Source organism: Achromobacter xylosoxidans, from assembly GCF_014490035.1.
Lineage (GTDB): Bacteria > Pseudomonadota > Gammaproteobacteria > Burkholderiales > Burkholderiaceae_B > Achromobacter > Achromobacter bronchisepticus_A.
On the sequence record NZ_CP061008.1, the window covers coordinates 6286734 to 6311311 of the forward strand.

24 protein-coding genes and 1 other annotated feature are annotated in these 24578 nt (G+C 58.5%); of the genes, 5 read left to right on the forward strand and 19 right to left on the reverse strand.

Features of this window, described 5'->3' with window-relative positions:
* Positions 1 to 189: 189 nt before the first annotated feature.
* The 5 genes from IAG39_RS29140 to IAG39_RS29160 are packed head-to-tail and all read right to left on the reverse strand — an operon-like array spanning position 190 to position 4504.
* Positions 190 to 1164, reverse strand: coding sequence for a Bug family tripartite tricarboxylate transporter substrate binding protein (locus IAG39_RS29140; protein ID WP_039883320.1), 975 nt, complete (start codon positions 1162 to 1164; stop codon positions 190 to 192).
* A gap of 25 nt (positions 1165 to 1189) precedes the next feature.
* Positions 1190 to 1855: an RraA family protein gene (locus tag IAG39_RS29145; RefSeq protein ID WP_197723143.1), complete on the reverse strand. Its 666-nt coding sequence runs from the start codon at positions 1853 to 1855 to the stop codon at positions 1190 to 1192.
* The gene (locus IAG39_RS29150; protein ID WP_006220099.1) at positions 1852 to 2670 is read right to left on the reverse strand and encodes a carbon-nitrogen hydrolase family protein; all 819 of its coding nucleotides are present in this window, start codon (positions 2668 to 2670) and stop codon (positions 1852 to 1854) included. Before IAG39_RS29150 ends, IAG39_RS29145 begins: the two co-directional genes overlap by 4 nt.
* Positions 2671 to 2682: 12 nt before the next feature.
* Positions 2683 to 3600 (reverse strand): LysR family transcriptional regulator, encoded by a 918-nt coding sequence (locus IAG39_RS29155; protein ID WP_006220098.1) that lies wholly within the window; start codon positions 3598 to 3600, stop codon positions 2683 to 2685.
* Positions 3581 to 4504 (reverse strand): TauD/TfdA dioxygenase family protein, encoded by a 924-nt coding sequence (locus tag IAG39_RS29160; RefSeq protein ID WP_006220097.1) that lies wholly within the window; start codon positions 4502 to 4504, stop codon positions 3581 to 3583. The genes IAG39_RS29155 and IAG39_RS29160 overlap by 20 nt, the downstream gene beginning before the upstream one ends.
* A gap of 406 nt (positions 4505 to 4910) precedes the next feature.
* Between IAG39_RS29160 and IAG39_RS29165 the strand changes: the two genes are divergently transcribed.
* A complete protein-coding gene (locus tag IAG39_RS29165; RefSeq protein WP_124260338.1) occupies positions 4911 to 5639 on the forward strand; it encodes a hypothetical protein in 729 nt (242 codons plus the stop codon).
* Positions 5640 to 5727: 88 nt separating this feature from the next.
* Here the strand turns inward: IAG39_RS29165 and IAG39_RS29170 are convergent, their stop codons facing one another.
* The 3 genes from IAG39_RS29170 to istA all read right to left on the reverse strand — a co-directional run bounded on the left by IAG39_RS29170 (position 5728) and on the right by istA (position 9098).
* On the reverse strand, positions 5728 to 6723 hold the full coding sequence (locus tag IAG39_RS29170) for a putative Ig domain-containing protein (RefSeq protein ID WP_118931608.1): 996 nt from the start codon (positions 6721 to 6723) through the stop codon (positions 5728 to 5730).
* Positions 6724 to 6790: 67 nt separating this feature from the next.
* On the reverse strand, positions 6791 to 7582 hold the full coding sequence (gene istB / locus IAG39_RS29175) for an IS21-like element helper ATPase IstB (RefSeq protein ID WP_054458908.1): 792 nt from the start codon (positions 7580 to 7582) through the stop codon (positions 6791 to 6793).
* Positions 7572 to 9098, reverse strand: a complete 1527-nt coding sequence (gene istA / locus IAG39_RS29180) for an IS21 family transposase (protein WP_118931607.1) — start codon at positions 9096 to 9098, stop codon at positions 7572 to 7574. The genes istB and istA overlap by 11 nt, the downstream gene beginning before the upstream one ends.
* 279 nt (positions 9099 to 9377) lie before the next feature.
* On the opposite strand from istA, the gene IAG39_RS29185 reads away from it, so the two are divergent.
* Positions 9378 to 10289, forward strand: coding sequence for a transposase (locus tag IAG39_RS29185; RefSeq protein ID WP_123786276.1), 912 nt, complete (start codon positions 9378 to 9380; stop codon positions 10287 to 10289).
* A 367-nt stretch (positions 10290 to 10656) separates the two neighbouring features.
* Here IAG39_RS29185 and IAG39_RS29190 read toward each other — a convergent pair whose 3' ends face one another.
* The gene (locus IAG39_RS29190; RefSeq protein ID WP_088142147.1) at positions 10657 to 11238 is read right to left on the reverse strand and encodes a hypothetical protein; all 582 of its coding nucleotides are present in this window, start codon (positions 11236 to 11238) and stop codon (positions 10657 to 10659) included.
* 280 nt (positions 11239 to 11518) lie between these two features.
* On the opposite strand from IAG39_RS29190, the gene IAG39_RS29195 reads away from it, so the two are divergent.
* From IAG39_RS29195 to chrA, 3 genes are all read left to right on the forward strand, one after another.
* On the forward strand, positions 11519 to 11920 hold the full coding sequence (locus IAG39_RS29195; protein ID WP_316253718.1) for a GNAT family N-acetyltransferase: 402 nt from the start codon (positions 11519 to 11521) through the stop codon (positions 11918 to 11920).
* A gap of 191 nt (positions 11921 to 12111) precedes the next feature.
* The gene (locus IAG39_RS29200; RefSeq protein ID WP_006224629.1) at positions 12112 to 12414 is read left to right on the forward strand and encodes a PadR family transcriptional regulator; all 303 of its coding nucleotides are present in this window, start codon (positions 12112 to 12114) and stop codon (positions 12412 to 12414) included.
* On the forward strand, positions 12411 to 13640 hold the full coding sequence (gene chrA / locus IAG39_RS29205; RefSeq protein WP_118931604.1) for a chromate efflux transporter: 1230 nt from the start codon (positions 12411 to 12413) through the stop codon (positions 13638 to 13640). Before IAG39_RS29200 ends, chrA begins: the two co-directional genes overlap by 4 nt.
* 291 nt (positions 13641 to 13931) lie before the next feature.
* Here chrA and IAG39_RS29210 read toward each other — a convergent pair whose 3' ends face one another.
* The 10 genes from IAG39_RS29210 to IAG39_RS29255 form a co-directional block, all read right to left on the reverse strand.
* Complete coding sequence (locus IAG39_RS29210; RefSeq protein ID WP_006224631.1) at positions 13932 to 14786, reverse strand: universal stress protein; 855 nt, start codon at positions 14784 to 14786, stop codon at positions 13932 to 13934.
* Between the two features lie 9 nt (positions 14787 to 14795).
* On the reverse strand, positions 14796 to 16280 hold the full coding sequence (locus IAG39_RS29215; protein WP_006224632.1) for a SulP family inorganic anion transporter: 1485 nt from the start codon (positions 16278 to 16280) through the stop codon (positions 14796 to 14798).
* 86 nt (positions 16281 to 16366) lie between these two features.
* Positions 16367 to 16421: a sequence feature (sul1 is cis-regulatory element that is thought to sense ions involved in sulfur or methionine metabolism; They are found in Alphaproteobacteria), on the reverse strand.
* 320 nt (positions 16422 to 16741) lie between these two features.
* On the reverse strand, positions 16742 to 17956 hold the full coding sequence (locus IAG39_RS31700) for a tyrosine-type recombinase/integrase (protein WP_223283288.1): 1215 nt from the start codon (positions 17954 to 17956) through the stop codon (positions 16742 to 16744).
* Positions 17953 to 18636: a hypothetical protein gene (locus IAG39_RS29225; protein ID WP_223283287.1), complete on the reverse strand. Its 684-nt coding sequence runs from the start codon at positions 18634 to 18636 to the stop codon at positions 17953 to 17955. The genes IAG39_RS31700 and IAG39_RS29225 overlap by 4 nt, the downstream gene beginning before the upstream one ends.
* Positions 18637 to 19057: 421 nt before the next feature.
* Entirely contained in the window at positions 19058 to 21604 is a 2547-nt protein-coding gene (locus IAG39_RS29230; protein ID WP_118931600.1) for a DNA topoisomerase, read from the reverse strand.
* Positions 21601 to 22011 carry a hypothetical protein gene (locus tag IAG39_RS29235; RefSeq protein ID WP_118931599.1) on the reverse strand — a complete coding sequence of 137 codons (411 nt, stop codon included), beginning with the start codon at positions 22009 to 22011 and terminating at the stop codon, positions 21601 to 21603. Before IAG39_RS29235 ends, IAG39_RS29230 begins: the two co-directional genes overlap by 4 nt.
* Positions 22012 to 22020: 9 nt before the next feature.
* Positions 22021 to 22278 (reverse strand): hypothetical protein, encoded by a 258-nt coding sequence (locus tag IAG39_RS29240; RefSeq protein ID WP_006224638.1) that lies wholly within the window; start codon positions 22276 to 22278, stop codon positions 22021 to 22023.
* A 56-nt stretch (positions 22279 to 22334) separates the two neighbouring features.
* Complete coding sequence (locus IAG39_RS29245) at positions 22335 to 22841, reverse strand: single-stranded DNA-binding protein (protein ID WP_006224639.1); 507 nt, start codon at positions 22839 to 22841, stop codon at positions 22335 to 22337.
* Complete coding sequence (locus tag IAG39_RS29250) at positions 22838 to 23416, reverse strand: hypothetical protein (RefSeq protein ID WP_127186024.1); 579 nt, start codon at positions 23414 to 23416, stop codon at positions 22838 to 22840. Before IAG39_RS29250 ends, IAG39_RS29245 begins: the two co-directional genes overlap by 4 nt.
* A 12-nt stretch (positions 23417 to 23428) precedes the next feature.
* Positions 23429 to 24481: a PFL_4669 family integrating conjugative element protein gene (locus tag IAG39_RS29255; protein ID WP_006224641.1), complete on the reverse strand. Its 1053-nt coding sequence runs from the start codon at positions 24479 to 24481 to the stop codon at positions 23429 to 23431.
* Between the last annotated feature and the right edge of the window lie 97 nt (positions 24482 to 24578).

Sequence of the window (24578 nt, forward strand, 5' to 3'; positions counted from 1 at the left end):
CGATTGAACAATGGCTGCGTGCGTCCGATTTCTGTCGCCGTGTACCGCCTTATGACACTGGTGTATCGAACTCAGCGACCTAACCGCGGATGGTCAATGCATTAAAGCGCGGTGTAAAAGAGTTTTCGGCGCCGGTTCAAGAGCGTGCAACCCGGCTGCTCGCAGCAACCGGGCGCATGACGGGATGCGTTAGTTTTTGGCGCCGGAAATATCGACGACCTCTTTCCACTTTTGCGATTCGTCTTTGAGGAAAGCCGGGATCTCCGATTGGGGCATGTTCATCGGGACCAGACCGAAGCCCAACAGACGTTCCTGCATGTTTTTATCCTGCATGACGGCAGCAACCTCCGTCTCCAGGCGCTTTTTGACGTCAGCGGGCACCCCGGCGGGTGCCATGAGCAGGATCCAGCCTTGCATGCTGAAATCTTTCAAGCCTTGTTCGGCGAGGGTGGGCACGTCGGGCAGCGTGGGGATGCGTTGCGCAGAGGTCACTCCAATAGGTTTGACGCGCTTGCCGTCCAGGGCCGCACTGAAAACCGGTACGTTATCGGACATGAAATTGACCTGACCACCGATGAGGTCCGCAAGGCTTTGCATGCCGCCTTTGTAGGGAATATGTTGGCCTTGAATCCCGGCATCATGCAGAAACTTCGAGATCACTAGGTGAGGTGTCGTGCCGACTCCGGGTGTTCCATAGGTCAAGGGGTTGCCGCTTTTTTTCGTCTGTTCGATTAGCCCGTTGATCGTGTCGTAGGGTTCGTCGGTACGCACCACCATGACTTGCGGCGCCCAGGCTACCGCAGCGATGGGCTCGAGATCTTTGAGCGGATCGTAGGTCATGGAATCTGGACGCAGCCACGGGCCGATCGACAGAGGGCCTGTTGATCCCATGGCCAAGGTGTAGCCGTCCGCGGGCTGTTTGGCGGCGAAACCCGTGCCGATCGTGCCGCCTGCACCAACTTTATTCTCGACAACGACTGCCTGCCCCAAACGGGGCGCCAGCAATTCGGCTAGCAAACGCATTGAGACATCGGAAGAGTTGCCAGGTGGGAATGGCACTACGATCTTGACCGGCCGTTCTGGCCATGCCGCGTGCGCGACGGTAGCCATTAAAGCCAGATAACCCGCGGCAATACCGGTAGCAATAAGCTTGCAGAGTCTCATGCGTTTTCCCCTTAAAGAGCGCTTGTTAAGCTTGTTCTAAAACGTATTTGCTGGCGCCTGACAGGTCGCCGAGGCGCTCGCCGCCACGCATCCGTTCGCCGTTCGAGTTGCCGCGAGCTTGTTTTTCCAGCGCCATTCTGGAGACTTCCGCGACTTCATCGGGAGGCAGCACGAGCACGCCGTTTTCGTCTGCCAGGATGATGTCGCCGGCGTTGACAACCGCCCCGCCGCAGGCCACTGGTTTGTTCAGTTGGCCGCCGATGTTGTAGATGCGAGTGGTGATGGGTGAAACGCCGCGCGCCCATACGGGGAAGTTGTAGGCCTCGAGTTCAGATGGGTCGGTGCACATGCCGTCGATGATTGCACCCTGTGCGCCGGCGAGCACGGCGCCTAGTGCTACGCCACCGCCCAAACACGCGTGTTTCTGGTCGCCGAGGCGATCGATGACCAGAATGTCCCCGGGACGTAGCAGGCTCAAGGAGTGATGCAGCAAGGTCGAGTCTTGTCCCGGCAGGGACAAGGTCACCGCTGTGCCGATGATTTTGCGCGAGTGGTTGATCGGCTTGATATCGGGGGCCATAAAGCCCCAGTGACGAAAGTGCCCGACAGTCGCTGTTTCGACCTCGGAAAGCAGGTCGACGTATTTCGAGTCCAGCGGGGCTGGCATAGGATTGAGATCAAACTTTTTCACTGCAGCACCTTGTGTTTGGCTAAGGGAATTTGCTTGCGAACTTGATTGATCAGCCCTGTATCCAGGCGCGCGGTGACGAAGCCGTCGCCGTCGGAGCATTTGGCAATCACGTGGCCCCAGGGATCGACGATCATCGAGTGGCCGTAGGTGTATCGCGTCTCGCCATTCTGGGTGAACGGGCCGTGCGAGCCGCAGGCCACGACATAGGACTGCGTCTCGATGGCGCGGGCGCGGCATAGCACTTCCCAGTGATCTTTGCCGGTTTGCAATGTGAATGCCGCAGGCAAAACAATGACATTGGCGCCCATGCCGGCTAAGCGTTGGAACAGCTCCGGAAACCGCAGGTCATAGCAAATCGCAAGGCCCAGGCGGAAGTCACCTACGTCTACCGTGCTGACTTCCGAGCCTGCCGCGACGGCGTCAGATTCTCCATACCGAAGGCCGTCGGGCGTGAAGATGTCGAACATGTGAATCTTGCGATAGCGCGCGATTTCTTTGCCGTGCGGGTCGAAGACCACGGTTGTGTTGTACACGCGGTCTTCTCCGGGAACTTTTTCATAGAAGCTGCCCGAATGCACGTAGATGCCGTATTCGGTGGCCATGCGTGCGCACAGCCGGTAGGCGGGACCATCGGCGTGCGCTTCGCCAGCCGCGACCTTGTCGGCTACGCTGCCGCCTGCCCAGTCAAAGTGTTCGGGAAAGACGACCATGTCCGGCGCGTCTTGCATGACGGCGGCACGCGTCAGCCGCTCCGCCAGGGCAAGGTTGGCCGCCTTGTCGGAAACGGAGTTCATCTGGATTACGGATATTTTCATTAGAGGTTCTCTTTATTGCCACGCGATCCGCTTGTCGACGGATTCGCAAAAAGTTGCCGCGACGTCGCGCGCCAGGGCGGCGACTGCTCTGGCTAGGCCTTGGCCTTGATCGCGCAGGAAGACGGCCTGGTAGTTCACCGAAACGAAGGGGTGTTTTAGTTTGATCGGGACAAGGTCGCCCGTCGCAAGCTCTCGCAGGACGATGGCTTCCGGGACCGCTGCCACACCGATTCCCGAGGTGGCAAGCTGCAGATTGGTCGGAACGGCTTGAGAGACATGAATGATCTGAGGCCGGATGCCGCAGCCTTCAAAGTATCTGTCGAGCCGAGCCTGGGATCGGGTGCCGGGCGGATATCCGATGATGGGATATCTGGCGAGGTCCTCTGGCATGGCGTCGATTAAGTCGATGCCGAGCTTCGGACTGGCTACGAAGATCATCGCGAAGGAACACAGCGGTACCAATTCGAAACGCTCATGCACGGCTTCATTGTCCGCGCCCAGCACGAGATCGACGCGCCCGATCTCCAGTTCCTTCAGCAATTTTTCGGTCAATTCGGTTTTGAGACTGATCGAGATGCCGGGGTAGTCTCTACGCAACGTGTCGACGAGACCGGGAAGAATGGTCGGGATCAAGGTGCTCGTCATGCCGATACGCAACGAGCCGGACAGTTTGCTCGAGTCCAGCATGGAAGCGCGCAGCGATTGGTGAGCGCTGACAATGCGCTGGGCATGTTCCAGGAACGTGATCCCTGCGGAGGTCGGTTCGAAGCCGTCGCCTCCGCGAGTGAAAAGGCAAGCGCCAAGATCCTGCTCGAGGTTGGCGATTCGGCTGGAGACAGCGGCCTGGGTCAAGCAGAGCTTTTCCGCAGTCGCTTTGATGCTCTTTAGCTTCGCCAGCCAAAGTGCCGTTTCAAGAAATCGAATATTCATTTAGCATCGCCGACGATATGCCTGCGCTCGACCGTGCCATGATGGGCAGTTCGCCCTCCAGCGTGGTTCTGTGCATGGTCCTGACGTACTTCGTGTCGTCGAAGCCGGTCGCGCAGTGTTGGGTGCAGCGATTATCCCAAAGCACGGCGTCGCCGATGTTCCATTTATGCGTGTAAATGAACTGAGGTTGTCTGGCGAAGTCCTGGAGGAATTTGACCAATGCCTGCCCTTCGTCCTCAGGTAACCCTTCTACATCGCAGGCCCAGCGGCCGATGTAGAGCGAGGTGCGGCCGCTGACCGGGTGCTTGCGCGCCAACGGATGGTAGACATCCGGACGGGCGAGTTTCTCTTCGTCAGTGAGCGGCGCCATCAAGGGATAGTGGGTAGCGTGTAAATCGATGCGGCTATAACGCGCGCGCCGTCCGGCGATGAGTGTCTTGATACGCTGGGGCAGTGCTTCGTACGCGGCATACATATCGACGAACAGCGTGTCGCCGCGCTCGGGCGGAACCTGCCGTGCGTAGAGAAAAGAGCCGGTATTGGGGATGGCTTTGTCTTCGCCGTCCGTGTGAAAGCCTTCGCCGGCGCGGCGCAGGCCGGCGTCGCCTTCCGCATTGCCCGCAACCGGCTTGGATGGATCGGCTTTGCTGGCGTTCGAGACGACGAACACCTCCGGATAACCATCCAGATTAAATTTCAGGGGCGTCATGATATGCAGCTCGCCAAGACGCCGGCTGAATGCGATATGTTCGGCGGGCGTCATGTCCACGCCTCGGAAACATAAAATCGAATGATCCGTCCAGGCACGCACGAGCTCATTCAGCTCATCGTCCGTCATTTTCAAGCCGGCCGGGCAGTCCGTGACCTCCGCGCCAAACCCTGTGCTATTGGGTGTTATCTTCACGATCGAGCCTCCAGATAAGTGAGGACGATGATGAGATAAGCGGGATACCCTGACAACATTAAAATTTTTGGGTTCGGCTTAACTTTTTTTGTAGAGCAATCACCCGCGCATGCCTGGTGGCTGTAGCAGTATGCTGACCAAACCGTGTGGGACATGATTCGCAGCGAATTCCAGGCGACACCACATACCATCGGGCAGCACCATGGCGCGTGTGAGTCGCTTGCAAAGCAGCTCATCACTTCTTTACCGAGCCATGCGGCCAATGCTATGTCTCCACTGCTTCAAGGAGCCCATCCATGAACACGGTTGTTGCGTCGCATGCTATTCCGTCTTGGCTTGGGAACCAGTGGGGGGATCTGGTGAGCGATTGAATGTAGGAGCTCTCGTCCAGTACGATGGAACAGTGTTGGCCCGACCGCTGATTCGTGAGGAAGTACTGCGCTGCATGTACGGATCAGCAGGCGAGGGCGCATTCCAGATGATTCTCACTACGCTTAAAGCTGTTGAGGGGGTGGCGAAGCAATTCGGTTTTGCGGCGGCTCGTGAGTCTGTGCCTCTCGCTTCGTTCAGCTTCACCGAGGCTCGTGTGACGCGGGCAGACGATGAGCATGATCTGCTAAGACAGATCGTGCTTATGCATTTCAGCCTCAGTGTGATCGCAGAGGAGCCTGGGGCGTCTGCCGATGACTCACCTACTCCCGAGCGCGAGGTTAATCAACAGTGGACCACCAAGATCAAAGAGGCCATTCAGGTGCAGCGTCCAGATCTCCAGGTGTGCTTCAACCGGGAGCTCGTTCTTGTGGATGGCAGTGCGCCGGTGAAGTTTCCGATTCTCACGCCACGACTGGTCGCGCAGTTTGGCCTTTTGAAGGAAAACTCACAAAGCCAGGGTATGGAAGATGCACGAGTCAAGATGTGGAAGTTGTCGCTCGCTCGCGACAGGAATTCGGATCTTTCCGCGGCGATGGTGGTGGGGATGCCACCACTTGACAGTGTGACGCTGAGTGATCGTGTTCGGGATCGCTTTGTTACCAACATCGGTGATCTTACTCGCGAAGCCGAGAAGTACAATGTTGGCTTGCAAACTGCTCAGTCCGTTGCTGAGGCAGCGGCGTATGTGATCGAGTTAGCCTGAGCCACGACCTTCAGGAAAGATGCGGAGTCGTTTTGTCACAGTAGGAAAATCTAAAAAATTGGGACAAAACGACCAAAAGCGTCCGATTTCAGGTTTTCAAGGCATTGATTTTGAAAGTTGCGAATCTAAGTTGAAATGGGATCCTACAGGTGGTGCTGTTGTCGCCCAGTTGCCCGTAATTATTAAGGCCCCAGCACTTAAGACCGCCAGTTGTTGTGATTGCGCAGGTGTGGTTTCTGTCTGCCGACACACTCGCCACTCCGGAAGCCAAGCCTGATACATCCACAGGGGTAACGCGGTTAGTCGTGCTTGTGTCGCCCAACTGACCACTGGTGTTGATTCCCCAGCACTTAAGGTTCCCTGCTTCGGTGACTGCGCAGGTGTGGTTTTCGCCGGCTGACACACCTACGACCCCGGACACCAAGCCAAATACATCCACAGGAACTAGGCGGTCGGTCGTACTTGTGTCGCCAAGCTGCCCGTAATTGTTACGGCCCCAGCACTTAAGTCCACCCGCGGTGGTGATCGCGCAGGTATGGTTGCCGCCTACGTCAAGCTTGCTGACATTGAACACCTCACCGCCCACTTCGATGGTATATACCGCCTGACCATCCGAGCCCTTGTAGCTGGCCAGCACGGTGAAGCTGGCCGGCGAGGTCGTCTTGGTGGTTGGCGTGCCGGCCACCTCCCCTGTGGTTGCGTCCAGCGAGAGGCCCGCAGGCAGGGTGCCTTCCGCCAAGCTCCAGCGTGTCGCCGCGGCGTCGAATGCTGCATCACCAGCCGAGGATAGGTAGGATTGCAGGCTCGTGCTGTACGCCGTATTGACCGTTGCCTTGGGCAACGTGGAGCCAGCCAGGGTCACGACAATATTGGCCGCAACGTCAAAGCTGTAGACCGCTTGCCCGTCCTTTGCCTTATAGGTCACCTGCACGGTGAAGCTTGCGGGGGCAGTGGTGGCTGCGGTAGGCGTTCCGGCCACCACGCCCGTGACGGCGTCGAGCGACAAGCCAGCAGGGAGTCCACCCTCTACGACGCTCCAGCGCGCAGAGTTGATGTCATAGGCCGGGTCGCCTGTGACATGCAAGTACGGTCGAAGGTGTTGGTTTGCACTGAAAACTGACCCAGCGTTTGCATCGAAAACTGACCCAGCCCTAATTTGATTGGGTCAGGGTTGCCACAGATTTGGCTGTTTTACGCTCCTTTTTGGGCTGCGTGCTGCTGTTTTTGAATCGGTAGCTGTCGTTGCCGGTCTCGACGATGTGGCAGTGGTGGGTGAGTCGGTCGAGCAACGCAGTCGTCATTTTTGCGTCCCCAAATATGTTTGCCCATTCAGCGAAGCTGAGATTGGTGGTGATGATGAGGCTTGTGTGCTCGTAGAGCTTGCTGATGAGGTGAAACAGCAGCGCACCGCCGGCTTGGCTGAATGGCAGATACCCGAGTTCGTCGAGAATCACGACGTGCGAGTGCATGAGCCGGTGGGCGAGGTGTCCAGCTTTGCCGGCCTGCTTCTCGAGCTCCAACGTGTTCACCAACTCGATCGTGGAGAAGAAGCGAACTCGGCGACGCAGGTGTTCGATGGCGTGAACCGCGAAGGCCGTCGCCAGATGCGTCTTGCCGGTGCCAGGGCCGCCAACTAGTACGACATTGTGAGCGGGTTCGATGAACTCGCCGCGGTGCAGTTGCCGAACGAGGGCTTCGTTGACCTCGCTGCATCCGAAGTCAAAGCCTTGTAAGTCTCGATATGCTGGGAACTTGGCCACCTTCATCTGATAGGCAATAGATCGCACCTCTCGCTCAGTAAGCTCGGCCCGTAGAAGCTGGCTCAAGATGGGAGAGCAGCTCTGGTATGCCGGAGAGTCTTGCTGCACGAGGTCGGTGAGCGCTTGAGCCATACCGTGCAGCTTGAGCGCCTTCAAGCGCTCGATCATGAGTTCATGCTGCATGACGTGGCTCCTGAGTGCGGAGGGTGTCGTAGCGGCCGACGTTCGCCTCGGGTTCGACTGTGAGCGAGAGCGCTTGGGGCGCCGTCAGCGGCGGTAGCGGTGTGCCGTCGAGCAGTCGGCTCAAGATGTTGAGAATGGTTTGCTTCGATGGCGTACCGGCCTCCAGCGCTAAGGTCACTGCGGCGAGGACCAGTTGCTCGTCATGCAACAAGACCAACGACAGGATCTCCACCATCTCTCTATCCCCGCCAGCGTGAGGCAGAAGCCGTGCCTGAAGCTGGGGAAATGCTTCCGGCAACGCGGTGAACGGCGCCCCATTGCGCAGCGCGCCAGGCTTGCGTTGCAGCACGGCGAGATAATGCCGCCAGTCGTAGAAAGTGGCACCACGGTCATGGCGCCGGTTGATGTGGCGAGGATGCTGCGCAATGACGTGACCTTCGGCGACGACAACGAGGCGATCCGCATAGACCCGCAAACTTACGGGCAGGTTGGCGTAGGACGCGGGGACGCTATAGCGGTCACGCTCGAAGGCGATCAAGCATGTGGGGGAAACGCGCTTGGTGTGTTCCACAAAGCCGTCGAACGGCTGGCCAACAGGCATCAGAAATGGGCGTTCCTCGGACCATATCTGCCAGATGCTCTGGTCACATGCCGGATGGCGTATCTGTTGCCACAGCCTGACGCACTCGTCGGCCAACCAGTCGTTAAGCGCTTCCAAGCTCGAAAAGTGGGGCAGGCGTTGCCAGATCCGCCTCCGGCTATCCTGCACGTTCTTCTCGATCTGTCCCTTCTCCCAGCCTGACGCGGGGTTGCAGAACTGCGCATCAAACAAATAGTGGCTGACCATGCTGGAGAATCTGGCGTTGACCTCGCGCGACTTGCCGCGGCCGACCCTATCCACAGCGGTCTTCATGTTGTCGTAGATACCTCGACGCGGGATGCCTCCCCACGCCACAAAAGCGTGATGGTGCGCATCGAACAGCATCTCATGCGTCTGGAGCCAGTAGGCGCGCAGGAAGAAGGCGCGACTGTGGCAAAGCTTGAACTGCGCGATCTGGAGCTTGGTGCGCTCGCTGTTGATCACCGCACTGTCCTCGCTCCAGTCAAACTGAAAGGCGTCGCCTGGTGCGAACGTCAATGGCACGAACGTGCCCCGTCCTGAAGTCTGAGATCGTTCCTGTTGTTCCTGTCGCCATCGTCGCGCGAAAGCGGCAACACGGTCGTAAGAGCCCGTGTAGCCTAGAGCGCAGAGATCCTGGTGCAGCTGCAATAGCGAGCGTCGCTGCTTGCGTGTGCGGTTGGCCTCGGCCTTGAGCCATGCCGAGAGCTTCTCCGCATAGCCGTCTAGAACGGTAGGCCCAGCCGCACGGCTGTAGGTTGGTTCAATGGTGCCCGAGCGCAGATAGCGTCGCACCGTGTTGCGCGATATGCCAAGTCGCTTGGCAATCTCTCGTAAAGAGACATGATCACGCAAGTGCCAACGGCGAATAATGCTGAGAAGAGCCACGTCGATCACTCCTGTCTCCTGCACGGGTACCGAGCAGGATAGTGTTCACGAGGTGGGTCAGAATTAGATGCAAATCAAACGTAAAAGTGGGTCAACTCTGCCTGCAAATCAACAAACACCAGCAGCATTGAAGTTTTTACGTCGAACGAAGGTATTGAGCATAGGCGCATCGAGGAAATCGCGAGCGATCGGCTAAAGGTACCTCGCACTACGAAACCTTATCGCGTCCTGTACGAGGGCAGCCTATCGTCGTGGTCCCTCTCAGATCCCGAAGAATATCTCGCTGGAGTGGATATTGAGCTTCCCGAAGGGTGCCTGACTCGCCACGAAGTCTTCAAATTCGTTGATGGCGGCCTGACGGTCCATGTGCCTGCTCTAGTGCTGATGCAGGCATTCTTTAAACCCAGCCCGATATTGTTTCCGGCGGCTTTCAAGATAGCAGGCCCGGATCTCCTCGCTTATGTCGACTATGCGCAAGCGACGCCCGTTGTCGTCATCGATAATCTCGCTTACATCCGACATACTCGTCGTTGCAGGGAGAACACAGCACCCAATAAGCCCCTGGAGTGGCTGCATCTCTCCAAGTCAGCCAAGCATGCGATGCACAGCGTCTATCTGGGCGCATCAAACGGGACCCTGCGGATGTCTCTTCCTCTTGGTGACTTTCGAATTGCATTGCATGGGCCTAGGGTTGGCAATCAGGTTTTTGCGACTACTGCGACGCTGATAGCGATGACCATACCAGCAGAGGACAGCGTCACGGGAACGAGTGAAACGATGATTTTTCACTCGATGGCGGACCCTCAGCGAAAATCTAAGGCGTCCGCTGGAGGAATCAATATCCCGTTGCATTCGGATGGAACATCATTGGTTACCGACCAGGAATGGCAGCTGATCGAGCCAATCCTGATGCCAAAATTCAACGCACAGAAGATCATTCACTCCCGCAGGCACTTGTTGGACGCCATCCTCCTGAAACTATCCTCGGGTATATGGTGGGCTAAGGTGCCGACCAAAGGCTTCAGCATTAACGACCTGAGCTGGACGTTTCGACGCTGGAAGACTGAAGATCTCTTTGATCAGGTGCTGGAGGTGTTGAGGGCCGAAAGGCCGGACGGTTCACAGGTTCAGTCCATCACCCGAATAGGAAACAAGCCGGTTATGGCTAGCGAATCACTGGGGCAGGCTTCCACACGTTAACGGCCAGTTGGACGACAACAGCACGTCCAACCGCCTGGGCCCCGTCGACGTGCGAGGCTTCCAGTAAGCATCGGGACCCAGGCCCGAAGCATTCGCTTCGGGCTTTTCTTTGTCCACCCGGGCGACCACTCAGTCCACTTCAGATCCCGCCCCAGCCTGGAAACTGGAAGCTTTGGACAGAACAACCAAGGGTGCCTAGACAGCGCAAACCTATCCCCGATGTCTGAAAAACACTCGATTACCCAGCTATGCTGGGTAAAAATGTCTGAAAAGTAGTCGCTTACCGATTGTTTTGTCGGAAAACTAGTCGATTACTGCCTGTCATGTCTGAAAACTAGATGATTGCCGCATTGCGATAGCCCATACGTTAAGGCATAAGCCCTCTGACCTTTTCTGTCGCGGACTTCAGGAATCGCGGCAGGTGCACGACGGCTTCCCATGAGCCATCGTTCTCAGCTCCGACCAAGAAGACAAAAGCACCGGTCATCAGGAAATTCTTTCCATCCGCTCGACTTGCTCCACTCAAGACCATGTCGTAGTACGGAGCCGTCCAAACAGCCTGCAAATTCCCCTCGGCAGGGTCCTTCCATTGGATGCTCTCACCGTGCATGATGCAATTGCACGCTTGGCGAAGACCAAAGTTCAGAGAATCCTTGGGCGGGTTATTTGCATAAAAACCAATGCTGTCTTCATCCGACAACGGATGCATTGCATGGTGTTTGCGCTCCTGCGGAGACATCGCACTCCACTCTCGATCTTGAATCCGTCGAATCGCCGCAGCAATGGAAACCAGAAGGTGCTCGGCCTCATTCCGAAAGAATTCATCGTGTAGCCCGCCCAGCCAGCCCACATCGTCGAAGCGAGTGCTATGTCTATTTGCTCCGAACTCCAGCATTAACGCGAGACGATAGACGTCTCTCAGAACCAGATTGTGATCGAACCAGTGCATTCACATTCCCATGGAACAATAGAGCCATACAGCTACATCGGTATCAGGCTCAATCTGCAAATCAACGCCATCGTCGGTGATTGAGCGGCACCCAGACCAGAACTTTAATGTCATGCACTTAAGCATAGGGTGCAAATCTGGGCCAGAACTTTAATGGCATGGATTTTTCCACATTTTCAGAAAACTCTTTGAAATCAAAGGCCCTCTGGAACAGAACTTTATTGTCATTCACCAGGACGAGGGCGCGTTATTTCAGGTCTTTCTATCGGCTGTACATGACATCGCATCACGTGACTACACAGCAGCACAAATAGAGGCTTGGGCACCGACAGACATTGCCCCAGAAGAGTGGGCTAGCCGCATGAGGGATTTACGACCATTTGTCGTTGAAGTCGAAGGTGAAATTGCTGGATATGCTGACATTCAGCCCAACGGATACATCGATCATTTCTTTGTGTCGGCGGCCTATCCGCGACAAGGCGTCGGCACCTTGCTAATGAGTCGTATCCATGACGAAGCCAAGCTACTGGGGATTAGCGAGCTCACGGCGGATGTGAGCAAGACCGCTGAGCCATTCTTTTTGCACTGCGGTTTTCAAGTGGTGGAGCGAGGATTTCCTATTCTGCGGGGCGTGACACTGCAAAATGCACTGATGCGAAAAAACTTACACCACAGGACATGACTCACTAGTCCACTCTGGGTCGTCATCGGCCGAGCGATTGAACCAAGCTGTTGCAACGACCGGTTTCATCCACAGCCAATAACTGCCCTTCAAGACGGAACAGCTGGACCAACCTAGAATCTTGGTGCAAGTGCTATGATCGTATTTCGTTATCGAAACTCGATATGAAAGAGAACTCAACACCTCGCGCCATGGAGCACCACGATCTGCTATCGGGGCTGATCCGCCTGCACGTGCTGCACCACGCAGCCGCGCAGGAGATCTATGGGCAGTGGATGATTGACGAACTGGCCCACCACGGCTACCGACTTTCTCCCGGAACGCTGTACCCGATGCTTCACAAGATGGAGCGCGACGGATACCTAGTTTCGCGCCAGGAGCGCGACGGACGCACCGTGCGAAAGCTCTACACGATCACGCCCAAGGGCAAGGAAGGCTTGGCGCTGGCCAAGGAACGCATCCGGGAGTTCACCGGGGAGGCAATGCACAAATGACAGGCTCCACCAACACCGTACAGCACGAAGCTGTAGCTACGCGCGGTTCACCCGTTGAAGTCTTCGGCGCCTTCCTTAAACTGGGATTGACCTCCTTCGGTGGGCCGATCGCGCATCTGGGTTATTTCCGCTCGGAGTTTGTCGAGCGCCGCCGCTGGCTGGATGACCGCAGCTATTCCGATCTGGTCGCCTTGTGCCAGTTTCTTCCGGGTCCGGCCAGCAGCCAGGTGGGCATGGCGCTTGGGCTGGGTCGCGCTGGCTGGTTGGGCTTGCTGGCGGCGTGGGCAGGGTTCACTTTGCCATCGGCCATCGCGCTAATCCTGTTTGCCTTCGGCATCGCTGAGTACCAGGGACTAGCCCAGTCCGGGTGGGTGCATGGTCTCAAGGTAGTCGCCGTGGCCATCGTAGCTCAGGCGGTGTGGGGCATGGCCAAGTCGTTGTGCCCTGACCGGCCACGCGCTGCCCTGGCCATTCTGGCGGCACTGCTGACCATGATCCTACCCTCAGCAGCGGGACAGATTGTCGCGATCTTGTTGGCAGGACTGCTGGGCTGGTGGACGCTGAAGATTTCACAACCTGGCGGTGGCCAAGCTCACAGCTACCCGGTCTCGCGCAGACTGGGCGTCATTGCGCTGCTTCTGTTTGCAACACCGCTTGTCTTGCTGCCCCTATGTGCAGCAGCCACGGGATCGTCCACGATAGCGCTGCTGGATGGGGTGTACCGTTCCGGTGCGCTAGTCTTCGGCGGTGGGCACGTTGTGCTGCCGCTGCTGCAAGCCACCGTGGTGCCCAGCGGCATCGTCAGCAACGCAGACTTCCTAGCTGGCTATGGCGCTGCCCAGGCCGTGCCGGGACCGCTGTTCACTTTTTCGGCGTATCTTGGCGCAATAGCCCACGGCCCGCTGCATGGCTGGATTGGCGGCCTGGCTCTGCTGGGCACCATATTCCTCCCAGCCTTCCTCATGCTGGTCGGCGCATTGCCGTTCTGGGCGGCGCTTCGCCACCGGGCGGGTATTCAGACGACCATGGCGGGCATCAACGCCGGCGTGGTTGGTATCCTGGTATCGGCCTTATATGACCCGGTGTGGACAAGCGCCATCCACGGCAAGGCGGACTTCGGGTTGGCGTTGCTCACGTTCGGGCTGCTCACAGTGGGGCGCGTGCCGCCAGCGCTCGTGGTGCTGCTGGCTGGCTTGGCAGGCTGGGTCATGGCGATGGGCATCTGAAATTCGTTTCACTCAGAGCTTTCAATCAAACTTCGCATAATTCCTTCGCTGATGTACCTCAGGACGAAGAATCTTCCAGCGGTATAGCTGCTGCTTGGGCGAACGAAGCTTGAACGCAGGGTTCGTTACCTCGGGATCGAGCTAACGATGCCGTTGAGATGGCAGAGCAAACTGAGGTTGATGCATCCCGGGCCGGCGAACGGTCGCTTGCCGGCCAAAGCCGGACATTCACCCGATCCTATGCAGGTGACGCACACCAGTCACCTCAGGGCATTCCATAATTTCACAGCGCTATCGCGCAAGCAGGATCGGCACCTCAACAGCTCGTATCATTGCCGTCGTGGTACTGCCGACGATCAAATTCCTGAGCGGCGAGTGACCATAGGCACCCATGACCAGCACGGACATCGGACCACCGGCTACGCAGTCAGCGATAACTTTCTCTGGAGCCCCCGGGGTAATCGAAAAAGTTGCCGTTCGCCCGCTTTGCGCGAATAGCTGAACGACCTGCTCCATCTGGGCTCGATTCTCCTGCGACTCCGCGCCAGCCCTCACGAGGTGTATTGGCAGACCGTCCAGCATCGGCGTGCTTGTCAGCAATGCAATCGCTCTAGCAATAGACTTTCCGCCATCGTAGGCAATCACAGCGCGCATTGGCGGCACGTGCCGCTCGGGAGCAACAAATAGCGGCTTGTTACTGGCTCGAAGCACGCGCTCGATTTTCGATCCGAGATGGCCGGCGGCGAATTCGCTCGACGCTCCCCGCTTGCCCATCACCACCAAGCCAGCCTCGGCTTCGCGCTCGATAATGGTTTCCACAATGCCACCATGGAGGTGCACCGTACTGACGTCGCCGATGCCGGCAGCCCGTAATCGCTCTTCAGCGGTCGCCAAGAGGGCGCGGCCACCTTCGACCGCCAGTTTTCCTTGCGCTTCTTCGATGCGAGTCAGCTCTTCTAGCAGCTCGCTTTTCACACCTAGCCCGATAGCGCCACTAAGGTCGTGCCGCGCTGTCACCGCGCTTTTTCGCTGCACAACATGCAGCAGTTCAACTCTCCAGGAAAGACGGTGCGCCGCCCAGGCTGACAAGTCGCAGACCGCGGCGGCGTAGTGGGAGGCATCGATGCATGCAAGTACTTTCGACATATCTTCTCCTTAGTGTCCCAACGACTTGGTGTCGGCGCCGGGTTTGTCGTGAATTGCAAATCGACCAATCATGGTGGCGCTGGCGGCATTCAAACCGACGACATCTACAGTCGTGCCTTCGCGGCGCAGCTTGATCACGACCTTGTCCAGGGCACCCACGGCCGAGATGTCCCAGAAGTGCGCGGCGGATACATCCAGCACCACGTGGTCGACGACCTCTTTAAAATCAATGGCTTCTGAAAACCGATCGGTGGATGCAAAAAACACCTGGCCCTCGTAGTAGTAGGTGCGGGTGCGCCCGTCCTCAGACAAGGCCGAAGTCACTGCGAAGAGCCGCTTGACCTTACCCGCGAAGAACACGCCGCTCAACAGCACGCCCGCCAGTACGCCCTGTGCAAGGTCATGCGTCCAGACGACCACCACAACGGTCGCCAGCATGACCACGGAAGACTGCCAGGGATGCGAACGCAGGTTGCGGATCGAACCCCAACTGAACGTGCCGATGGACACCATGATCATGACCGCGACCAGTGCCGGCATGGGAATCCTGGCCACCAAGGGCCCCAGCACCACGATCAGGAACAGCAGGAAGGAACCCGCCACGAAAGTGGAAAGCCGCGTCGAACCGCCCGACTTCACGTTGATGACGGACTGGCCGATCATGGCACAACCGCCCATGCCGCCAAAGAAGCCCGTCACGAAGTTCGCGATACCCTGGCCCTTGCATTCGCGCCGCTTATTGCTGGGCGTGTCGGTCAAGTCGTCCACGATCTGCGCGGTCATCATCGACTCCAGCAAACCCACCGCCGCCATGGTCAGCGAATACGGAAGAATGATCTGCAAGGTTTCAAACGTGAAGGGCACGTTCGGAATCAGGAACGAAGGCAGGGACGACGGCAGCTTGCCCATGTCGCCCACCGTGTTGACGGGCAGGCCCCAGTAAATAGAGATGGCCGTCAACACGATGATCGCGATCAACGGCGACGGCACGGCCCGGGTCAGGCGCGGAAACAGATAGATGATCGCCAACCCTCCCGCCACCATCACGTAGGTGACCCACGTGACGTTGGTCAGCTGCGGCAACTGGGCAACAAAGATCAGAATTGCCAGCGCGTTCACGAACCCGGTGACGACAGACCGCGACACATACTGCATCAGCAGGTCAAGCCGAAGAAAGCCGGCGATGATCTGGAAGATGCCCATCAGGATTGTGGCGGCGAACAGGTATTCAACGCCATGATCCTTGACCAAAGGCACCACCAGCACGGCAATGGCGGCCGTGGCCGCAGAAATCATGCCAGGCCGGCCGCCCACTAAAGCGATGATTACCGCGATCGAGAACGATGCGTAGAGGCCTACCCGCGGATCAATACCCGCGATGATGGAAAAGCCGATGGCTTCGGGGATAAGAGCAAGGGCAACGACGATGCCCGCAAGAATATCGTTACGAGGACTGGACATCCATTCGCGACGAAAAGAGGAGAAAAAAGACATTGTTAGGCTAACCTGACGTTAGCAAGCGATGCCTTGCACCGAGGGTGGTTTGTAGTTGGTCTCGGAGCGAGCCGTAATTCGCTTGGAGTTGTCCGAGGGATAGGCGCCCGGCCGAGCCACCCGGCAAACGCCGGGTCCACTAGTATCGCTATCGAAGCGAAGCCGCATCCGTTGCAGATGCTGCGGGAGCATTGTACACGGGTTGTGCAGCGTGACTCAGACCAGGGCCGAATCGTCACAAACACGATATCGGGCGGCGAGAACTAACCTTTGACCGGCCGCATTGGGTCGGGAGCTGCCTGTCATTGATGGCCGCTCCCGGCCTTCACCAAACATTGCGCGAATCAAGTGGACTTCCGCTTCTGGTCGGTTTGCCCCAAGGACCAGCAAAACATCCAAACATTTCCGCATGAAATTTCATTGCAAGGCCCCCCCTCTATCTGCCGGCTCGGCCCCCCCCCTTATTTCCCGAAAGGCTGCGCCTTTTCCATTTCCCGCACGACGTCTAGAAAGTCCAGCTCCGTGTATGCCATAGAAGTCCGTACATCGTCATGACGCATCGCCTTGGCGACCACCCGCACGTCCACTCCCATCGCGGTCAGCTGCCGCCCGAACGTGTGCCTTAGCCAGTGGGTCGACGCCCGCTCCAGCAGCACTGCGTCCTGATCCCGGCCAGCGCTACGAAACCCCGCAGCACATCGCTGAAAGGCGCCCGTGAGTATGTCCCAAAGGGTGGCGCGACGACGAATCTCGGCCCATCGGCGCTGACTACGGCGTCCTACCACGGTGGACGGGCAGCGCGCCGGCCCGTCCACCTTGCGAGTCCGCGTCGACAGGATGAGCGCCGTAGTGTCACCACACACAGGATCTGGCGGAAAGTTAAACGCGTATCGGTATGCACGAAGATCGTCCATGACTGCGGGTGGAAGAGCTACGCGGCCTGTTTTTCCTCCCTTCCCATGCCTCACAACTAAGGACCAGTGCGCGCGCCCGGACTTCGGATCAGCATAGAGCTCGACATCGCCCATACTTGCGAGAACCACTTCGCTCGCCCTCATTCCTGTGAATTGCAGCAGTCGCAAGATAAAACGATCCCGCAAGAACATGAGCTTCTTCTCAACCGATGTGCGGGAGGCTTTTTCCATCGAATCTAGAACCTCCTCAATCAAGTCTGGTGGCACTGCATGCCGGCGTGGAGCATCCCGGCCCACTCCCCCACCACTCCCAATCGATGCCATCGGATTGGCCCGCCGATACCCTGCCTCAAACCAAAACTTGAGGAGGGCATGCAACACTTTCTGAGCATTCGCCAAGGCAGAAGCACCAAGCCTGGCGCGAAAAGGCGTCCAATCGATATCACCAACGCGTGCTGCACGTCTTCCGCAGATGTGGTCGCCTGAATGCTCCCGCAAGAATTTTAGATAGCGGGTAACGTCGGGAATGGACCATCGACTCGGCCCATCAGACCCGACCAAGTCGCAATACCATCGGATGCGGAAGATCTCGCGCTGATAGTTCGCCAGTGTGTGCCGGCTCACCGGCGGCCTTCTTGCAGCGAGCGCCTGAAGCCAACGCTCTGCCGCCTCCCAGTCATCGCTAACATGTCCAAGGACGCAAGAAACGGCCTCAGAGCCGTTTGCAGTGACGAACTGGGGGAGAGGTGCCACTTCGCTCATCGCGGCGCTCCTGCGGCCCCCACCGCCGCTCTTCGGTACGATTCGAGCAGCGCCTGTTCCTCCTTCCTTAGCGCCTGCAGCCCCTCGTAGCGCTCCCTCCACAGCCGGCTTTCCGCGCGTGCTGCCTCAATCGCGCGCAGAGCAAACGCCCGACCGCCCTTCTCCGCTTCCGTGACGTTCGTCACGGTAGTCACACGCGCAGAGAGCTTATCCGCCATCGCGGCCAACGCCCGCTCGGCGCTGTCGGCCTGACCTTGCACGCGGGCGAGCTCACACTGCTGGGCCACCATCGCAGCCTCTAACCGAGCGTTGTCAGCCTCCAGCACCTGCCGCCGGCGGCGGTGCTCCTCCAACTCAACGGCAAGCAGTCGAAGGGTAGTCGGATCATCCTGCCTCGCCGCACGCTCTGTCACTCGCGGAAGCGCAGTCGCGCGGAGATCCGGATCGACCTGCCCAGCAGAGGTACGAGCCAGGCGCTCTTGCACGCGAACCAACACGGAAAGGATGGTGGTCGTGGAAGGTCTTCGGGTTGGCGCGTAGGCACGCAGTATCCGTTGGTATGTTGGAACGCCGTATAGGCGGCCCGTGACCTCTAGCACCGCGCTTATCAGACCACCAAGAAAAGCGCGGTTATCTGCGACGTCAGGATAGGCAGCCTGGAGGCGAGAGATCTCCGCCATGATTTGCCGCGCCTGGTCGTCCGTTAGCTGAAACGCAGGCCTACCCATTGCCGCAGATCTCCAAGCTATTGATCACGAAAATCGTCATATTTATGATGCTGCTTCTTCACTACCGTACACACCGCGCAGTGTGTACGCTAAACAGCGAATACCGCACCTACAGGTTCTGCAGTGCTAAACAGCAGCCTGCAGGCCGTCCAAACGCTGGCGTCGCTCGACCGCGAGAATCACGTCCATCATCCCGTCCACAAGCTGCCGTAGTGCCGCAACGTCAAGACTGGCAGTAACTGCCTCCCCGCATGCCCCAACCCCCAAGTCAATAGATAAGCTGGCTTTTGGCACTTGAAGGCTGTCATAGTGGTCAAAGTTCAGAGACACACGCCCTATGGTTCCAATAGCTGCCCTGAAAGGCACGTCCACCCTAATTCGACGCATGACCTTTCTCCCATTCGAAATGACGGCATTTAGGGAACTTGCTGCAGCCTAGAAAGCGCCTGGGCGACGTGCTCGAAGCCCGGCTCACGAGCTTTCCCGAGCCGCAAGTCGGGCACGCCGCTCCGGCAGCGCCACCGGGCGCCTCACGGCTGGCAGATAGCTGCAACGCCTCCGCGACCGGCATGGATGCCGTGACCGTCGCCGTGCGAACGCCTGGCTTTCCGCCATCGTCGGGCTGAGTGTGCTTGCACTGCGGATAAGCTGAACATCCCCAAAAGGCTCCCTTCGAGCTCTGCCGCAGGCGCAGCGGTTGCCGGCAAAGCGGGCACGGATAGCGCTTCTGCGTACCACCGAGCGTCACACCGGCGCCCGTATTGGCGTCACCTCTGGCCTCGAATTCAAACTCCAGACGCCACTCTGCATTTACCTTGAGCTTGGCACTGAACAGTCGCTTCGTCTTGCTGACGAAGCCTTCCAGCAGCCCCGTTTTCCCATCGATGTACAGAACAGTCAGCTCTGCGTCGGAAAGTTCGCGTCCTGCCACCAATCTAACCTGGCGAAACCCACATTCTGCGCTGCACGAGACTTGTAGCGTGCCCGCCTGCAGCGGCGCCTGACACTTTGGGCATGGCGCTGCAAGCCTGGTCTTTGGCGTCGCAGGGGCGGCCGCGGCCCTGGCCTTCAATGTCTCAACCAGGCGACGTGCAAACTGAGCGGTTTCGGTCATGAAGCGCGATCGGTCGTACTGGGCGCGCTCCATAAGTCGCAGTTTGCTTTCCCAATCCCCGGTCATCCTGGGCGAAGTCAATTCTTCAAGTCCGTTGGATTCCAAGAACTGCACAAGCTGAATGCCCTTGTCGGTGGGCACGAGATGCTGCTCCTTTCCCTCCCGCCGCAAATAGGGTTCAATCGGTCGTTTGGCACGATCATGATCCGCTAGGAGTACTTCGATAATGGCCGCGCGAGTGGCGGGCGTTCCAAGCCCTCGCTCTCGCATCGCCTCTCTCAGATCATCGTCCTCCAACAACTTTCCAGCGGTCTCCATTGCCCCCAGCAACGTGGCTTCGTTAAACCGGGCGGGCGGCTTCGTCTTCTGCGCCACGAGCTTCACGCCGCGATTCGCCGCGCCTTCGCCTTGCACCAATGGGCAAAGTGATGTGGAATCGTCCTCCGGATCAAGGTCTCGCCCATAGACCGCCATCCATCCAGCCTCTTGAAGCACTCGGCCCGTGGCCGTGAACTCGTGTCCTGCCATGACTGTCGTTCGCTCGGTCTTAGCGTAGACCGCGGGCGGGTGAAAGGCAGCCAGGAACCGTCGCACGACCAGGTCGAAAACCTTAGCTTCGCCTTCGGTCAGGCCTTCCGGAAGCTTCCCAGTTGGAATAATGGCGAAGTGATCGGAGATCTTCGCATTGTTGAAGATCCGCTTGTCCGGGCGCACCCAGCTATTGGCAATGATCCGTCCAGCATGCTCGCCGTACGCACCCACAGAGAGCGTCTCCATTACTGAGGCAGCTTTCCCCACATAGTCCTCCGGAAGCGCATTGGAGTCTGTGCGCGGGTAAGTTACAGCTTTGTGCTTCTCGTATAAGGCCTGGGTCAAGTCCAACGTTTTCTTGGCGGAGAATTTGAACCGCTTGTTGGCCTCACGCTGAAGCGTCGTCAAGTCGAACAACTTAGGCGGAGCGCTTGTTACTGCCTTGAACTCATCTCGCACCGTGGAGGGCTCCGCAGCGCGGCATCGTGCGTGCAGGGCCTCGGCCGCGGATTTGTCCCATATGCGGTGAGTCGTGTCGCCAGAGTCCCCCGAGTCGATAGACGGACCGCGCCAACGCGCGACATATTCGCCCGCCTGCACGGCGAAAGTCGCATGCAGTTCCCAGTATGGCCGCGGCACAAAGGAGCGAATGGCAAGCTCCTGGTGAACAACAATCGCGAGCGTCGGCGTCTGGACTCGCCCCAGCGACTTCCGCTCGCGTCGATCGGTCAGCACTTCAACCAATGCAGATACCGCTCTTGAACCATTAATGCCAACCAGCCAATCCGCCTCGGACCGGCTGCGCGCCGCATCGCCCAACCTGGCGAAGGCTGAGGCCGGCCGAAGCCCCTTGTAGGCCTCGCGGATCGCCGCAGGAGTCATGGACTGAATCCACATCCGATACACCGGCTTCTGCGCCTTGTGAAACTCATAAATCAGATTGAAGATCAGCTCACCTTCACGGCCCGCGTCGCAAGCGTTGACCACCGAGATCACATCCGGGCGTGCAATCAGCTTCCCGAGCAGCTTGAGCTGGTCGACCGTTCCGGGGATAGGACTCAGCACAAATCGGTCGGGAATGCGGGGAAGGCCACCGAACCCACCAGCAGGCTGACCAGGATCGGGGTCGGCAATCTGAACTAAGTGCCCTATGCCAGAGCTGACAACAAACTGCTCACCTTCCAGCCAGTTCCCGGCCTGACGGCACCCACCAAGCGCCGCAGCGATATCGCGAGCGACAGAGGGCTTCTCAGCGATTATGAGGGTCTTCGTCATTTCCGCTCCTGAAGGATACGTCGCGGCCAGTTCGTGCGCTTTCCATTCATTCGCAAGAAGGACGCCCGCGTCATTTCCTCGCGGCCCAACCGTCGAACAACCGAAAGCAAGTTCCAGGTGCCGAAGCAGAGCACGTACCCGAGGACATAAGCGATGAGGGCCATGTTGAAGGGATGTGCGGCAAACCCGGCAAGACCCTCATGCCCAGACTCGCCGCCAGACACGAAATAGGCGATAAGGTTTGCGAAAAGCACACCAGAGCAGAAAAGAGCCAGAACGCGCCACCACCGGCGCGGCGCTCCCATCGCAGCGATGCGCCCCTTCCTCGCCAGGGCGGCAGTCCCGAGAACAGTCTCAAGAGTGGCTAGGCGCACGCGCGCCAAATACTGACCAATAAAGTTACGCATGGCCCGCCCCTATGCGGCCCGGGCCATTGGACTTGCCGCCATGCCTTTGAGCACCACCACTCCACCGCCCAGCCTAAGCAAGTCCTCAACCTTCCGCTTGGCCTCTTGAAGGCTGTAGGCGACATCCGTCTTATCGGCCGTCTGCCACCAGTACCCCACCGAGCCAATCACGTCGACTCTGCCCACCACTCGCTGCTCTTTCCCGACACGCAGGACGTACGACTCGCGAAACTGCTCCCACTTCGGCCTTCTCGTGCTGATACGCATATCAATGTCCTCCACGTCAGAGGTGGCGGAGCCACCCCCGACCGATCGAATAATGGTTAGAGAGCGGTCGGCGCCGCCTCGGTAGCTCGGGGTGCTTCCGGCTGCGCCTTGGCGCGGTACTGCACGGCTTCAATCCGCTGAAGGCCCAGGGTGACTTTCTCGGCGTCCATGCACATGCCGGCCTCTGCCTGACCGCTTTGCTCGTTGATCCATGGCCGCACATATGCGGCCCCGACCACGCTGACGGCTGCCCCAACCCGCACCACCTCGTACACCCGCTTTGCAGTTCCCTCATGCCAGATGGTCACTTGGACGGGAAACGTCCGTGAGTCGTCCTGCACGTACCCCCCATTGCCATCAGATTTGTATTCCGAGCACATCACTCGGAGCTCGCAAATTTGGCGATCATCACCCTTCACCTTGACGGTCTTCAGCACTGGATTCACCAGAACATTTCCGCCCATCTCGCTTCTCATAGCCATTTCAATGCTCCAAAAAAGTTGATCCTCGTAGAACTCTCTTACCGCGTGGACAGGGTCGTTCGCCCGTTTCGGCAGCTTCAAGATTGCTGGTTTCGTTCATAGGTTCTTGTGTTTTGCTGCAAAACGGCGCGCGGCACCAAGTTTCCAGCCCGTTGGCGCAGCGCACCATTTCGCAAGTACGATTCCACTTGGTCGACGGCTTGGCGCAGCACGCTTTCAAGCGCGTTCAATTCCATCGCGCGAACGTCGCAGTTGCGGAAGTGCTCCACGACCGATGGCGGGAGCGTCTCCAAGATTCCTGCCAGCGCTTCAAATCGCACGTAGCGCGCATGGCCTCGAATGCACCAACGCAACCGCGCCCGTCCCAGCGCCCCGCGGCCACGCTCTTCTACTAGGCGCAAGTAGCAGCCGACTTCGAATCTGGTGGTATCCAGCGCCAGATCGCTCATGGCATCCCTTGCCTGCGCCACCGAATCAGCGAACTGCCGCGACAGGGAGCGGAACGCTCCCTTACCCTTAAAGGCTTTTATGTCCACGGATACGGACGAGCACGAGAACGATGGGACACTGGCGACCGCTCGCGCACCCTCCAGCCCGGAAGGTGACGGCAAACCTGTCATGCTGGTGAGACCATCTGCGACAGACTTTGGCGACATGAGCGTCTCCATCTAGGTCAGAAGGTTCTTGTCGACGCCTGTAGCAACTGCATCCGCTAGCGGCACCGCATCCAACAGTCGCAATTCGGCAGCAGATAGATTTAGCCGGCGCTTCGTATGGCGAGGAGCCTCCTCACCCATGAACACCGGCTTGGGCACCTCCCCGAATATGGCTTTCACGGCGCTCACGCGCTGCTGGGCTGACGCTTCTGCTCCCGCGACAAAGTCGACGCGACTTAGGGTGACGAGCTCGTCCTTCATCAGATACTTCTGCCAGTACAGAACGCGTTCAAAGACGCTCCGACATTTGTGCTTGACGGCCTGCAGTAGCGCATGACCTTGGCGTCCCGAAACTAGGTCGCGACGTTGAGCACTCTTCAACACTCGTGTGAAGTAGTCGACTTCCACGATGAGTAGCGCCACCATATAGCCATAGGGCGAGGCGAAGCCGAGCTGCATTTGCGCGGGCTCCCGGGACTGCAAAACCGAGTACGCGAGGCCCTTGGCTCTCATCTCGTCCAGCTTCAACAGCAGTTGCCCTTGTTCGGATTTGATGTATGCGCGCACTTCCTCAATGCGGGCCTTCGTTTCGACCAGAGCCCAGTCTGCATAGGGATTGTCATTCGACGACAGCGACCAAAGGGATCGAAGTGCTGCCGCAACACGCTTTCCACCCGCAATCGGAGCGCCGGGCTTGCCGGGCTCGACCGCCTTTCCCATAAACAGCCGAAGGGCCTCCAGCGTGTGAAGAGACATAACGTCCTGGCTCTCGGCGACCAGCGACGGCAACGTCTTTATCTGGCGCGCCTCAGAACTCCCAACCAAGGGGTCGGCGCCGGCACGCGCTTCATGGGCCTGACGCATACGCGTAAATTCGGCCTCGCGCTCGTAGTAGAGTTGCAAGCGCCCGAAGAGAGGATGGGCCGGGTCGGGGTCATCGTCGTTGAGGAGGGAGCCCAGTATGCGGCGCTCACCGTCGAGGTCGTAACGATCGGGAAATGGGGAGTTGTCCGCCGTCGCAAATGCGGACAGGGAAGAATCAACCGCCGTTTTTTTCGGTGCCATCAGGCGCTTCTCCGTTGTTGAATGTGTTTATGGGTGATGCTGGCCCGCATCGTTAGGAAATTGCTCCAGGGCGACAGCGTGGTCGCGAATGTCAATT

Coding starts and splice junctions, on each gene's coding strand:
- IAG39_RS29250 (WP_127186024.1), bottom strand. CDS start 23,416: ATGTCGCCAAAGTCTGTCGCAGATGGTCTCACCAGCATGACAGGTTTG.
- IAG39_RS29240 (WP_006224638.1), bottom strand. CDS start 22,278: ATGCGTATCAGCACGAGAAGGCCGAAGTGGGAGCAGTTTCGCGAGTCG.
- IAG39_RS29235 (WP_118931599.1), bottom strand. CDS start 22,011: ATGCGTAACTTTATTGGTCAGTATTTGGCGCGCGTGCGCCTAGCCACT.
- chrA (WP_118931604.1), top strand. CDS start 12,411: ATGACAGGCTCCACCAACACCGTACAGCACGAAGCTGTAGCTACGCGC.
- IAG39_RS29230 (WP_118931600.1), bottom strand. CDS start 21,604: ATGACGAAGACCCTCATAATCGCTGAGAAGCCCTCTGTCGCTCGCGAT.
- IAG39_RS29210 (WP_006224631.1), bottom strand. CDS start 14,786: ATGTCGAAAGTACTTGCATGCATCGATGCCTCCCACTACGCCGCCGCG.
- IAG39_RS29140 (WP_039883320.1), bottom strand. CDS start 1,164: ATGAGACTCTGCAAGCTTATTGCTACCGGTATTGCCGCGGGTTATCTG.
- IAG39_RS29155 (WP_006220098.1), bottom strand. CDS start 3,600: ATGAATATTCGATTTCTTGAAACGGCACTTTGGCTGGCGAAGCTAAAG.
- IAG39_RS29225 (WP_223283287.1), bottom strand. CDS start 18,636: ATGGCGGAGATCTCTCGCCTCCAGGCTGCCTATCCTGACGTCGCAGAT.
- istB (WP_054458908.1), bottom strand. CDS start 7,582: ATGCAGCATGAACTCATGATCGAGCGCTTGAAGGCGCTCAAGCTGCAC.
- IAG39_RS29150 (WP_006220099.1), bottom strand. CDS start 2,670: ATGAAAATATCCGTAATCCAGATGAACTCCGTTTCCGACAAGGCGGCC.
- IAG39_RS31700 (WP_223283288.1), bottom strand. CDS start 17,956: ATGAGCGAAGTGGCACCTCTCCCCCAGTTCGTCACTGCAAACGGCTCT.
- IAG39_RS29215 (WP_006224632.1), bottom strand. CDS start 16,280: ATGTCTTTTTTCTCCTCTTTTCGTCGCGAATGGATGTCCAGTCCTCGT.
- IAG39_RS29190 (WP_088142147.1), bottom strand. CDS start 11,238: ATGCACTGGTTCGATCACAATCTGGTTCTGAGAGACGTCTATCGTCTC.
- IAG39_RS29255 (WP_006224641.1), bottom strand. CDS start 24,481: ATGGCACCGAAAAAAACGGCGGTTGATTCTTCCCTGTCCGCATTTGCG.
- IAG39_RS29200 (WP_006224629.1), top strand. CDS start 12,112: ATGGAGCACCACGATCTGCTATCGGGGCTGATCCGCCTGCACGTGCTG.